11 protein-coding genes, 1 tRNA gene and 1 pseudogene are annotated in these 12,334 nt (G+C 49.6%); 4 read left to right on the forward strand and 9 right to left on the reverse strand.

Annotation, left to right across the window (positions count from 1 at the left end; translation table 11 throughout):
- Positions 1-230: 230 nt before the first annotated feature.
- Entirely contained in the window at positions 231-521 is a 291-nt protein-coding gene (locus tag MKMG_RS08515; protein ID WP_254059145.1) for a helix-turn-helix domain-containing protein, read from the reverse strand.
- Here MKMG_RS08515 and MKMG_RS08520 point away from each other — a divergent pair.
- Positions 486-2,408 (forward strand): cobaltochelatase subunit CobN, encoded by a 1,923-nt coding sequence (locus MKMG_RS08520; RefSeq protein WP_165077296.1) that lies wholly within the window; start codon positions 486-488, stop codon positions 2,406-2,408. The genes MKMG_RS08515 and MKMG_RS08520 overlap by 36 nt on opposite strands.
- A 342-nt stretch (positions 2,409-2,750) precedes the next feature.
- Here MKMG_RS08520 and MKMG_RS08525 read toward each other — a convergent pair whose 3' ends face one another.
- Positions 2,751-4,070, reverse strand: coding sequence for a cobyrinate a,c-diamide synthase (locus MKMG_RS08525; RefSeq protein ID WP_165077298.1), 1,320 nt, complete (start codon positions 4,068-4,070; stop codon positions 2,751-2,753).
- A gap of 126 nt (positions 4,071-4,196) precedes the next feature.
- On the opposite strand from MKMG_RS08525, the gene MKMG_RS08530 reads away from it, so the two are divergent.
- Positions 4,197-4,895 carry a hypothetical protein gene (locus tag MKMG_RS08530; RefSeq protein WP_165077299.1) on the forward strand — a complete coding sequence of 233 codons (699 nt, stop codon included), beginning with the start codon at positions 4,197-4,199 and terminating at the stop codon, positions 4,893-4,895.
- Between the two features lie 470 nt (positions 4,896-5,365).
- Here the strand turns inward: MKMG_RS08530 and MKMG_RS08535 are convergent, their stop codons facing one another.
- The 3 genes and pseudogenes from MKMG_RS08535 to MKMG_RS11600 form a co-directional block, all read right to left on the reverse strand.
- Positions 5,366-6,670, reverse strand: coding sequence for an NCS2 family permease (locus MKMG_RS08535; RefSeq protein ID WP_165077301.1), 1,305 nt, complete (start codon positions 6,668-6,670; stop codon positions 5,366-5,368).
- Between the two features lie 279 nt (positions 6,671-6,949).
- Positions 6,950-7,801 carry a hypothetical protein gene (locus MKMG_RS08540; protein ID WP_165077303.1) on the reverse strand — a complete coding sequence of 284 codons (852 nt, stop codon included), beginning with the start codon at positions 7,799-7,801 and terminating at the stop codon, positions 6,950-6,952.
- 31 nt (positions 7,802-7,832) lie between these two features.
- A pseudogene (locus MKMG_RS11600) lies at positions 7,833-8,159 on the reverse strand (IS5/IS1182 family transposase); the annotation flags it as partial.
- 315 nt (positions 8,160-8,474) lie between these two features.
- Between MKMG_RS11600 and MKMG_RS08545 the strand changes: the two are divergent.
- Positions 8,475-8,984: a hypothetical protein gene (locus tag MKMG_RS08545; protein WP_165077304.1), complete on the forward strand. Its 510-nt coding sequence runs from the start codon at positions 8,475-8,477 to the stop codon at positions 8,982-8,984.
- A 554-nt stretch (positions 8,985-9,538) separates the two neighbouring features.
- Here the strand turns inward: MKMG_RS08545 and MKMG_RS08550 are convergent.
- Positions 9,539-9,610, reverse strand: a tRNA-Thr gene (locus tag MKMG_RS08550).
- Between the two features lie 188 nt (positions 9,611-9,798).
- The gene (locus MKMG_RS08555; protein WP_165077306.1) at positions 9,799-10,095 is read right to left on the reverse strand and encodes a DUF3467 domain-containing protein; all 297 of its coding nucleotides are present in this window, start codon (positions 10,093-10,095) and stop codon (positions 9,799-9,801) included.
- A gap of 62 nt (positions 10,096-10,157) precedes the next feature.
- On the opposite strand from MKMG_RS08555, the gene MKMG_RS08560 reads away from it, so the two are divergent.
- Positions 10,158-10,835, forward strand: a complete 678-nt coding sequence (locus MKMG_RS08560; protein WP_165077308.1) for a Dna2/Cas4 domain-containing protein — start codon at positions 10,158-10,160, stop codon at positions 10,833-10,835.
- A 31-nt stretch (positions 10,836-10,866) separates the two neighbouring features.
- Here the strand turns inward: MKMG_RS08560 and MKMG_RS08565 are convergent, their stop codons facing one another.
- Both MKMG_RS08565 and MKMG_RS08570 read right to left on the reverse strand, forming a co-directional pair.
- Positions 10,867-11,793 (reverse strand): DNA polymerase subunit beta, encoded by a 927-nt coding sequence (locus MKMG_RS08565; protein ID WP_165077309.1) that lies wholly within the window; start codon positions 11,791-11,793, stop codon positions 10,867-10,869.
- A gap of 6 nt (positions 11,794-11,799) precedes the next feature.
- Positions 11,800-12,334, reverse strand: a 535-nt coding sequence (locus tag MKMG_RS08570) for an L-threonylcarbamoyladenylate synthase (RefSeq protein WP_165077311.1), incomplete at its 5' end; no start/stop codon positions are given.

Here is a 12,334-nt window from a genome sequence, read left to right on the forward strand (position 1 = left end):
TCATCAAAAAATCCTTATCGGATTTGACAGTTACCGTTGATTCGTGGAAACGAAAGACGAAAACATACATCTACTCGAATTTTGATGCCATAAACACGATGATTTTAAGCCATAATTGGGGGATTTCATGATTTGAGTGAGTGAAATTCACTAACTGTCAAATAGATTATCCGGACAAAAAATGAAAATTTTTGATCGCTGTAGCGGATAGTTTGCTCAGGCGAATGAACTCAAACTGGCAAACTTAGGTTATCTGAAAGTTTCGAGGGTTTTCCACCGGCATATTTTGGAATTAAACCCTCGTAGCCAAATTCATTCCACCTTCTTTGCCAGATATAAGCTGTATTATGTGAAACACACACTAATTGGGCTGCTTTTTCGACACTATAGCCCTCATATCGATATTTTATGAAATATAATCTTTTCAATACCTTCGTATCTTTTTCTAGGGATTTTATTCGAAGACTGATGTCTTCAGATGTTAGGTGCCTTTCAATAAGGATCTGCACTGGCCTGGGCATAGCCAATGTTCGACGGGGTTATTAATAAAAGTATGGTGTGGGACTATAATTATCAACGGAACTGCTCCTGCAACGGCACAGAACACCGTTCTCGGAGATTCCTCAGCTGCCGTGACAGCAGGACTGAACACTGCAGTCAGCTACGCCGGGGATATCGAAGCGTGCTCCGTTGAAATTCCCGCGATCATCAATGCACTCGACGGCGGCTATACCCCGCCAAAAACGGGCGGCGATCCGGTCAGAAGCCCTGAGAGCCTGCCCACCGGCAACAACTTCCACTCCTTTGATTCACGATTGATGCCCACAGAGGAGGCATGGAACGTTGGTTCACAGATGGCCGACAGCATGCTGGAGCAGTACCAGGCAGCACACGGCGGCGCCTATCCTGACAAAGCCGCATTCGTCCTCTGGGCATGCGAATCGATGCGCCATGAGGGTATCGCCGAGTCCGAGGCACTCTCTCTGCTTGGAATTAAACCCGTCTGGAAAAAGGGAAAAATCAAGGGCGTGGCACTCATCCCGTCAGATGAACTCGGACGACCCAGAATTGATGTGGTCTTCATCGCATCAGGGTTGTACAGGGATACCTTCTCAGACAAAATTGAAATGCTCGACGATGCTGTCCGCCTTGCCGCACAGGCCGAAGGGGACAGCTATCCAAACTATGTAAAAGAGAACAGCGATGCGTTGTATGCAGCCCTTATAAGCAGAGGATGTGATGAAGAGACCGCCCGGCGCCTCTCCATGTCCAGAATATTCTCTGCAGCACCAGGTTCCTACGGCACCGGCCTTTCCGGTGCGATTGATTCCAGTGACACATGGGACGATGAACAAAAACTCGTTGATCTCTATCTCAGCAAACTGGGATATGTCTACAATGGTGAAGAGTGGGGCGAACCGAACAGAGATCTCTTCCGGGACAACCTTGGGGAGGTGGATGTCGCAGTTCACAGCAGGAGTTCGAATCTCTACGGGCTGGTTGACAACGATGACTGTTTCCAGTATTTCGGCGCCCTCTCTATGGTGATCAAATCAATATCAGGCACAGAACCGGATATGTTCATCACCGATCTCCGCACCGTTGGTGTGCCGCAGACCGTCACCCTCAAAGAGTATATCCTGAAAGAACTGGAGGCACGCTACTTCAATCCAAAGTGGATTGAAGGGATGATGGAACACGGCTATGCAGGGGCACGCTACATGGACAAGAAATTCCTGGAGAACCTCTGGGGATGGACGGTGACAAACCCTGAGATCATCACGAGCGATATCTGGGACAGGGTCTATGACGTCTATATTGAAGACGAGCACAATCTCGGCCTCAAAGAGTTCTTCGCCGAAAATCCCTATGCCTATCAGTCCATGGTCGGACGGATGATGGAGACCGCACGAAAGGGTTACTGGGATGCAAACCGTGAGGCACTGGAGACACTTGCAAGTGAATTCCAGCAGTCTGTCCAGACAAACGGTGTGACCTGTTGTCACCACACATGCGGCAACATCGCCCTCTCCGACTATATTCAGGGTGTAATTGACGGGATGCAGACGGATGACTCCGGGGATTCTGATGACCCGTCAGCTGAAGTTCTGAAAGAAAAAGCGACAGAAGTAGCAGCGGGAGATACAGCGCTGCAGCAGGATAACGCACAGACCGGCGCAGATTCCGTTGCCAACACGACGGTCACAGGTGGCTATGGTGAAAACCTACAGGAGCCCGCCGCTCCGCAGGTTGCACCACCTGATGTTGGCGTCTCCGGCCAGGTGATGGAGAAAGTCACCCATGAGAATGGCGAGACAGGCACTACCAGCACTCCCATTGTCCCGATTCTCATTGTGGTCATTATTATCAGTGCCGTCTTCGTGGGTATCCGGTGGAAGAAGACATAATACCAATATCACAATCCTGCCTCACCTGAAATGTGTCAGGGAGTCAGAAACATTGGGCACGGTGTACCGCTGCCCAACCTCTTTTTTTGAAGATGTCATTCACCTGACAGAAAAACTCTGTAGTATTTTCATGAAGTTTGATGGTCTGCGTTTCGGATAGACGGGAGACAAAAACAGAATTTGGCTCAGTTCACGCAAAAGAAATTTAGGAAAAGAGCTTTTTTGAATTCAAAAAAATCAGTCGCAGAGAATGAAACATACATTTTGAAATCAGGTATGGTTCAGGTTTGAAACAAGAGTCCCTTTTCCACATCCCTGTTTGTGAACCTGATCTGATGATCGTTATTTCAGCGAGCGTATTTTGTGTACCAGTCCCAACGCTAATTTTTCGGTGAAATATGCATGGGTGTATCCCGCGAGGACATTCTGAATGTAAATTCCGTCTTTGCCGTCTTCTATACCCCGGCCCCGCTTTAATTCAAGGGCAAATCTGACATCTGAAGCGACGTGCAGTTTTGTATAATGGAATTCATGCCCGCGGTAGACCGTTCCCCGTGGAAGAAGACAGTCTGCAGCCGTAGACTCTGCGTCCACATATCCCAGTGCCTGAAACCGGTCCATCTTAACGGTCTCGGCCGGTATGACCCCGCACATCTTTGTTTTGTTTCCGTCCATCTCGATACTCTCGGAAAGATAGGTCAGACCTCCGCATTCTGCATATATGGGCATGCCTGAGTCTGCAGCCTTTTTTACATCAGCCCTGCAGGGTGAACGTTCCAGTTCAGCGCAGAAGAGTTCGGGATATCCGCCGCCGAAGTACAGGGCATCAACATCAGGCAGGCTGTCCGTGAGGGGGCTGAAGAAGACCAGTTCGGCACCATGTCTTCGTAATATGTCAAAATTATCGGCGTAATAGAAGTTGAATGCCTGATCATACGCAACCCCTATTCTGACCGGATGTGCCTGACTTGTCCCTTCGGTTTCACAGTATCTTTCATTAAAACTGCTCTCTGCCAGGTCTATGATTGCATCGATATCACAGTTCTCCTCCAGGATATCCCTGAACTCGTCAATCGCACTGGTTTCATGTGCCATCCGGAGCCCAAGATGTCTGCTTTCGATGCTTTTGTTCTTTTCCCAGGGGATATACCCGAATGCCGGTGCCATGAGAGACTGCCGGATCATCTCTGCATGTCTTTTGCTTCCGACCCTGTTGAAGATGACTCCGCCAATCTTCACATTCGGATCAAATGTGGCAAATCCCTTCACCATGGCATTGACACTGCGTGAGGCGCCTTTTGCATCAACGACAAGAATGACCGGGCAGCCGAGTATCTTTGAGACATGGGCGGTGCTGCCGGTATCCTCTCCTTCAAGTCCGTCAAAAAGACCCATGACACCTTCAATCACCGCAATATCCGCACCACCGGATGCCTGCCTGAATGTGTCAATGACCCCTTTCTCTTTCATCATATACGGGTCAAGGTTTCTCGAACTTCTCCCGCAGATGGCGGTGTGATGGGTGGGGTCGATAAAATCAGGGCCCACTTTGAACGGCTGGACTTTGAGCCCCCGTTTCACAAGAGCGGACATTATTGCACCTGATATGGTGGTCTTGCCGCATCCGCTGTGGGTGCCTGCGATAATAATGGCGGGAATCATTCGATCAGGTATTGTCCTGAAGGATTATTTTCTTTTATCTTTCCCGTTTTCCGTTAACGGGTGCATTCGTTTCAGATGTTTTAATGAATTTCAGAAGAAACAGACTGTATAGAAGGGAGGCAGATTTTGGATATTATCATCGGCGGAGGCACCTACGGGGAACGTGCTCTGGCAAAAATACGGAAAACAGACGGGCCGGTCATCGTAATCGACAATGATCCGTCCTGCAGTGTCCAAAAAAATTATGGACTGCCTGTTGCCACGTTGGAACAGATATCTGATCCTGAAGAACGGCAGCAGGAAGCCTGTTTCATACCGGGCGGGATTGCAGAAGCCGCACAAATAGTTGCAACACACAGGCCGGAAAGAATCTTTCCAACCGTACCGGTGCATGTCTCTGCAGGCATCCTCTCTGAACTTGCCGAATTTGAACCCGAACCGGCAGGGGCCGATGAAATCTCCGAACGCATCCCGGAACGATTAGTTGTCGGCAGAAATGGCGCAGACATCTACTGTTCGCTCAACCCGGATCGGCTCTGCAACCCCGACTGCCCTGAACCGCCGATATGCCCCGTTACCGGTGAGCGGCGTGATCTGCCCCTCTGGTCACTGCTCCGAAACCATCTCTCCGGAGCAGTTCCTGAAGGAGCAGATACTCACATTACAGTCATTATTCAAAGCCGACAGTGCGGCCCCGGCCTCGGGTATATCCGATGTTCGGATATCTTTGCAGCCATGGAAGATATCTGTGAGGCAGATACGGCATGGATCGGAACCGCATGCAAGTGCCATGGTGTTGTGACCGCACTGAGAAAAAAAGTCTGATCTGAAGATTAATCAGGGGATTTTCATGGTCACTTCTCGGCCCGGTGGTCATGATCGCTACCGGTCAGCTCCCCCCCCCGAACGAACGTATCGGTTTGTATGCGAAAAAAGGGCTCTCTACTACCTCACCCCTGTTTTTTGTCGCCCTTTGTTACCCTCTTTGACCCCCTGTATTGGGGAATCGGGGGGTAGAATGAACGTATTTTTTGCTTTTTTTTACTGCCGGAAAAATACGGCTGTAATGCCTTTTATTTGCTAAAATGACGGTTGATTACGAAATACTGAGCGGTCGCTATTGGCAGGTGTTTTGGGAGGATGTATAGGCTGTCTCCAGTTGAGAAAGGGTCACTCCGGGCTTCTGTGTGGACACGATTTTCCAGGGTGCAGGCCATTTTGGGGGTTATTTAACTGTTGCTTAACCGGATGGAGGAATTTATCCAGGGCCAAAAAAGAGAACATCCCTGAAAAAATCAGTAGGGATAGAATACAAAAAATAGCAGGCAGAGAATAAACAGCGCCCAGCCTGCGGGATGCACCTCTTTTACCCGTCCGGTGAAAGCCTTGAAGACCGGGAAGAGCACAAATCCCGCACAGAGACCAACACCCAGATTCCCGGTAAAGATCATCATCACAATGACTGCAAATGCGGGAATGAGTTCGGTGTAGTCGTGATAGTCAATCTTTGAAAGCGGGCTGAGCATGAGCATCCCGACGATGATGAGTGCGGGCCCGGTCGCAGCAGCGGGAATGGCTGCAAAGAGCGGAGAGAAGAAGAGTCCGAGTGAGAAGAGGACGGCCACGGTCAGCGCCACCAGACCGGTGCGCCCTCCGGCAGCAGTACCCGCACCGGATTCCAGGAATACACCTGCTGTTGTCGTCCCGAAGAGGGCTCCGGCGATGGTGGCAAGCGAATCTGATGCAAAGGTCTTCTCTATCTCCGGCAGGTCACCGTTTTCATCGGTCAGTCCTGCCTGCGTTGCAATGCCAAGGGCCCCGCTCATCGTAAAGAAGAGGTCCATCGTAAACATCGTCAAAAGCACCGAGACCATGCCCCATGAAAGGGCACCGATGATGTCAAGCTGCAGGAGAACAGGGGCGGGATTCGGGGGGAGTGAGACGATGGCATCCGGCAGAGGTGCAATACCGGTTAAAAATGCGGCTGCGGCAGTAGCGAGAATTCCTATCAGAACAGCACCACGCACCTTACGTACCATGAGAAGACACGTCAAAAGGAACCCGCCGAGAGCGAGAAGAACAACAGGGGACGTGAGGTTTCCTGCCTGCAGGAGGCTGCCTCCCTCTCCTCCCACCACAATACCCGATGTGGTAAGCCCGATGAAACAGATGAACAGCCCGACACCCACAACAAAGCTGTATTTCAGGTTCTTTGGCACGGCATGGGCAAGGATGGTGCGGCCCCCGGTGATGGTCAAAAGAAAGAGGAGGACACCGGAAAGAAAGACGGCGCCCAATGCGGTCTGCCAGGAGTAGCCGAGCACCCCCACCACGGTATAGGCGACGAAGGCGTTTGTTCCCATATAGGGTGCCACTGCGAACGGGCGGTTGGCGTAGAGACCCATGAGTGCAGACCCGAACACCGCTGAAAGAATGGTTGCAACCATCGCAGGCCCGTAGGGCATGCCCGCGGCCTGGAGGATTGCAGGGTTGACGACGATGATGTATGCCATCGTCATAAACGTCGCAGCCCCTGCCAAAATTTCGGTGCGAAGATCGGTGCCGTATTGATCAAATCTGAAATATTCTGCTATGCCCATGTCAGTCTCCCGTATTCTGAGTGTCTGTCGGAATCAGGGGATAACTATTCCGATTCAATTGACTAAGCGCAATTCCACTTGTTCTGTTCACAAGCGGGACAATTCATATCATCAGGCAGAATGATGAACGTTTGGAAGGCGTATGTCGGTCAAAAAAGGTAAACATCCCACAGGCGGGAGAAGCCACCACCTCGGGCTGCAGGCCCGTACTCCGGCGGGATGGTGTCTGTTGGGCGATGTAGCATCCGCACGCGGAAAAAGAGAAGGTCTCCGGACCGATCAGTAGACACCCTCACTGGTTGTCAGAATACCTTTCACCCAGTATGTGCCGTTGGACTCTCCAATGAACTCATGGTTTATTCTCTCCCGGTATGAATTGGACTGCCAGCCCCCTACCCACCACTGGTTTATTCCCTCAAATTCTGAAGAGATGGTGAGGACATTCTCATCATCGGAAGTGTATGAGAGGGTGAACGGCACCTCAACGACAGAACCAACAGCCCCTCCACTCAGATAGTAGTCTTCATGCATGACTCCGTCGGGACTGCTGATGTTTTCCAGAATCCGGTAAGGCATAAACAGAGGCTCCTTTCCGAAAGGCATTCTGGTATCAATCTCGTGCCCGGCATCACTATCGTACATGTGAAGCTCCATTGCAACCAGCAGAGGCGTCTCTTCTGAATAGTTTTCGGAATACATGTGGGTTGGCCGGGGAAGTTCTGACTCGTTTTGTCCCGGCATAATCGCAATCGGTTCAATACGGTTCTTGTATAGAGTGGTTATCCGGTCAGCCGATATATTCAGCATGGGAATGCCGTTTACCTGCTCAATTGTTGCAGATATACTACTGCTCCTGTCAACGTTTTTGAAACTGACACGGGACATATTGATGACGGTCTCATTATTTCCGGAATCCGGATTGTAATAGGAAGGAACAGGAATCAGAAGGGTTACATCTTCAATCGATCCTGATGTGGAAAGTTTCAGTTCGTAGATGTAAACCGATTGTGCACTCTCAGATGCGGTGAAACTAAAAAATCCTATGATTAATGCAGAGAACATGACCAGAATTACAATCAGAACAATGATCGCAAGATTTATTCTCCCCGAATCATCCGGAAGATTTTCCATAATCGGGTAACTTGGCAGAGAGTTGCCATAATCATTTGGATGTGTTATTGGCTCTGTTGAATTCCTCAAATATAACAACTAAAACAATAGATTGAACCGCTTTCGTAAGGTTATGGAGGATCACTTTGATCTTGATCCCTTTTTGACCTGAAATCGATATTTTCGTGCCTTCAGCACTTTTCCGAATTTTCTTTTAATGACTGAGAATGCTGTTTCGACTTTATTTCTTTCACGATATCGTTCATCATCGAATTTAGAATACATCTCTTGTTGGTATTTACCCGTTCCATTTTCTGACGGGTATCACCGAATTTGCCCCAATTTCTTCTATTATCTGTCGATGAATGCCCTCTGAATCCAGTAGTTCTCTAATTTACCTCCAATAGGAAATTCATAATTCGCTTCACTATCCTCGAATCTCTAAACAGACGATCGCAAAACAGGGATTTCTGTGACTGGTCTCAACACCTTTTGTATACCTTCCCAGACAAGTATTCTGAACCGATCAAACCTGAACCGGTCCTCATCAACAGTTCTTGCCCCTCTCTTCATTGGAGAGAAGTAGTTCCGTTGCAGGGTGACCCAGACATTCTTGAGCAGCAGAGCGATCACAGCATACAGATAGTGAATCACCACATTTTTGGACGATGTTTTACATTTCACACTGTTTCTGATGCGATACGACGCTTCGATGGCGAACCTTGTTTTGTACGTATTATGGCTCTGTAGAAATGCTGCCAGAACAAAAACCAAGGAGAATGAACGGGCCGTCATCAAGGCCTGGCTGGTTCTGCTCATCTCATCCCCCCATGCCCTCCCCTCAAAAGACCCATGCACATGTCCGGGCCGGGCCATCCTCATCGCAACATGGACAGGTCTCACATTATACTGCATCCCGTTTGCCCGGTTCCGGCGGGTCGGCCGTGGTGAGGTGGTCTCTGCACGGTTTTTTCCGGTCTGGATGATTTCATCATTTCACCCGGTTTTCACCCACAATGTGAAAACGTGGAGGCTCCATACAAATCCCGTATTCGTCCTTATTCTTCTAAAGAAGTACAGTATAGAGAGAAGTGTACAGATAGTAAGGGAAGTTTTCATGCGATTGGAGGAACACACAGCATGTCTGATCATTGCAGCAGGAAGGGTCTGTGTCTCTGTGAATCCGGCGGGGGTGAAAACGTAGAGACGGATCGTACATACATGCTGGAATTGCCTGATCAAGGCCATACTGGGCATTACTTTCCATTTTCATGCGGAAATTAAACAAATAACACGTGTGTAAAGATGAAAAACAACCGTATGAATATCGGAAACGGGGGCTCCTGTTCCACCTGTTTTTTGTCATCCTCTATCCATCCTTTTTGACCCCCTGTCTGGGGCAATTGGGGGGCAGAATGAACGTATTTTTTGCTCTTTTTTTCTGGCGGGAAATGACGGCAGTAATGCCTTTTATTTGGTCAAAATATGGATTATTGCGGACTATTGAGGGGTCGCTATTGACGGATATTTTGGGAGGACGTATCGGTTGTCTCAACCGAGAACGGCCCGCTCCGGCCTTCTGTGTGGACATATTTTCCGGGGCGCAGGTCGGCAGGATGTGTTATTTGAGCACTATTTGGCTGCTGATAACAGATATTTGTCCAAAATGACGCGAGTCATAGGTCGCAGCCGCAAGAGAGAGGTCCAGAATAATTTTTAAAACAGTCTGAAGAAGGCATTGCACCCTGAAAATAAGAAAGCCGTTGGAGGGAATTGAACCCCCGACCTGCTGATTACGAATCAGCCGCTATACCTCTAAGCCACAACGGCACTGTGTTTGAGAAACAACCGGCAAAACCAACAACCGAACATTATTGAATCTCCCAGATGCCTACTTCATTTGACGCTGAAAAATAATAAAGGTGGCGTTTTGGTGTGATGTGTTAATATGGATGTTTGAAATTTGTATGTTTGTTAAATTTGTATATTTTTGGTGTGAATGTTTGTTGGACTGAAGATCAGGAATACCCGCGAATCGTAACATTCGGGTCTTCCTGCTTCTCCGGACTTTCCGTCTTGATCTCACTGAATTTGGCCTCGAAATCCTGCACACTCTTCTGCAGCACCTGACTAAAATTCTTGGCGTGTTTCGGGCTTATCGAGACAATCGCCTTGGCACGGGCCTGGTTTGTTCCCGGAAATTCGTGAAGAAAGACGAACGTAAACTCATCATCTTTATAGGCAACCTGAATCCGGTTGGCATAGACCGGGTCCAGATCATTTGGAATATTCACTGCAATTTCACGCTTCGTCATACCAATATTTATATGCGGCTCTCCAGATAACCCTTTGTTAATTCGGGATCTGTTGATACATCATGCGGCAAAAAAGCATCTCATCCATCGTTGCGTGCCACGCCTGTCCTGTACGCTACGAACTGATGAAATCACTCGAACAGGCCGAACCCGAACGGTATACGGTTGCAAAACAACTCTCGTATGCACTGGGCCGTTCCCTGGATGCCGCCGTCCTCTGGGAAGACATCAGACTTGTCTCACCTGAGATCAGCGATGACTGGCAACCGGTGCTCGAAACCTGGGTGGATGCCTGCACAGAGACTGACTGGCAACCCGCAGATGAATATGATGTGCGTGTCTCATCCGTTCGCCTCGGCGTAGGGGGCACTCTTGACCGTATTCTCCCCGGCAGCCCCCCCCGATGCGCCCTCATGCGGGTAACCGAGGCACCGGAAGCAGGTGTCTGGGGGGCCGACCGTATCCGGGCCGCCTGCTTTGTTGTCTGTATTGAAGAGACGCTGGGCTTCTCTCCTTCCGAAATCATTTTTGAATACCTGGCCTCCGGCATCACCCGTTCCTGTGTCCCCGAACCGCGTGACCGCCGCCGCGCTCTTCAGGCGATACGGACTGCCGACGCAATAGACGCAGGCATGGTTCCCCGAAAACCCCGGAACGCACCCTGTGAAGGATGTTTCATCGCCGATGCATGTACGGTGTCAGGACCAAAAAAACTGAGTGACCTCTTTAAAAAAGATTAATCCAGAGGGTTTCACATCTTAAAAAAGTGATTCAAAGGGCTTCAATCAGCGTCTTTGATATAATCAACTCGCCCTTTGCTTCCCGTGTGGTACCGACAATCAGCCACTTGGTATCGCCATGCTCTTCGACCACGCCGGTTGCTTCAATGACCTCTCCTTCACGGGCCTGCCCGCTGTAGGTATGCGTAAAGGACAGCACCTTACTGATCTCATCATGGTCGACAGTATAGACAGCGGGGTTATCAAAGGCCAGCGACGCATCCGTCACCGTCGCTTCAATCGTCTTCTTGCCGCAGACCTTCCCCTTGGGAACACCCGCGGAACCAATATTCTCATATGAGCGGGTGTAGAGGAGGTCAAAGTATGTCCCGTCTATCTCCCCCCGGTTCCATTTCCTCTTTTCATGCGCAAGGAATGTCTCGTAATCGATCTCCGGAACACGCTTTCGATAGACCTTTTCCCACATCTCTTCTGAAAGACCGGAGACCTCGCCCTTCTCCACTGCCTTCCGGAGATTCTCCTGTGCGGTAAACCATGCAGAACCGTAGACCACCATATCAATATCTGACGATTCGTTTTCAAGACCGCAGAGCAGAGATCCCGTGCATCCGATCTGTTCAATCGAGACGTTTAATACCGGGAGCAGGCGCATTACCCGCTCATTTGAAGCCGCCACATGGATGATCTCCTCTTCGGGTTTCATCACACGTGCAATATCCGCATGGGGGATGCGATGCACCGTATCAAGGTATTCAGGTTTATGTTCTGCAATATATGCAAACGCATCTTCAAAATCCAGTTTCCGGTATTTCGTCCCGTCAGGGCCTCTCCGTTCACCGTCTTCATCGGGCACATACCGGAGAATACCGCCTGCCTTTTCATTATTGTCATATGCTGCTACTGCGTATATCCTTCCATCCCTGTCTTCGATAAAATCGCGTAACCGTATTGGTTTCATATCTGTTCACTCCAGATTTCTGATATAAGCAGCTATTTTTTCAATGTCATCGCCGGGGCGCAGAATCTGGCGTGCCTCAAGGTCAACAACCGTACTGGGTGTCCCGGAGAGTTCCCCTCCTTCAATGAAGAGGTCATACGTTACATTTACCTGCTCCTTGGATACCGGTGCCATCGTCCCTGAAATATTGGCACTGGTGGCAGTGATCGGGGCATCCAGTTCTGCAATGATATCGCGGGTGATCTGGTCCCGGGGCATTCGTATTCCTATCTTCCCTGTGCCTCCGGAGAGAACGGGTGGCAGACAGCTTTTTACCGGGAGAACGACTGTTACCGGCCCCGGGAGAAATGTTCTGATAAATTCCCATGCTTCATCAGATACCTCTGCTATTGCAGCCATCATCTCTTCATCAGAGACGGCAACCGAGATCGGCTTTCCCAGTGGCCTGCCTTTGACTTCATACACCCTGTGAACGGCATAATCAGAGAGTGCATCTGCACCCAGACCATATACGGTCTCAGTCGGATAGACTATCAGTCCA

The organism is Methanogenium sp. MK-MG, from assembly GCF_009914725.1.
In the GTDB taxonomy this organism is placed as follows: domain Archaea; phylum Halobacteriota; class Methanomicrobia; order Methanomicrobiales; family Methanomicrobiaceae; genus Methanogenium.

Excerpts from the sequence above, each read along its gene's own strand:
- MKMG_RS08515 (WP_254059145.1), bottom strand. The coding sequence starts at position 521 with ATGCCCAGGCCAGTGCAGATCCTTATTGAAAGGCACCTAACATCTGAA.
- MKMG_RS08525 (WP_165077298.1), bottom strand. The coding sequence starts at position 4,070 with ATGATTCCCGCCATTATTATCGCAGGCACCCACAGCGGATGCGGCAAG.
- MKMG_RS08535 (WP_165077301.1), bottom strand. The coding sequence starts at position 6,670 with ATGGGCATAGCAGAATATTTCAGATTTGATCAATACGGCACCGATCTT.
- MKMG_RS08555 (WP_165077306.1), bottom strand. The coding sequence starts at position 10,095 with ATGACGAAGCGTGAAATTGCAGTGAATATTCCAAATGATCTGGACCCG.
- MKMG_RS08540 (WP_165077303.1), bottom strand. The coding sequence starts at position 7,801 with ATGGAAAATCTTCCGGATGATTCGGGGAGAATAAATCTTGCGATCATT.
- MKMG_RS08545 (WP_165077304.1), top strand. The coding sequence starts at position 8,475 with ATGCGATACGACGCTTCGATGGCGAACCTTGTTTTGTACGTATTATGG.
- MKMG_RS08560 (WP_165077308.1), top strand. The coding sequence starts at position 10,158 with ATGCGGCAAAAAAGCATCTCATCCATCGTTGCGTGCCACGCCTGTCCT.
- MKMG_RS08565 (WP_165077309.1), bottom strand. The coding sequence starts at position 11,793 with ATGAAACCAATACGGTTACGCGATTTTATCGAAGACAGGGATGGAAGG.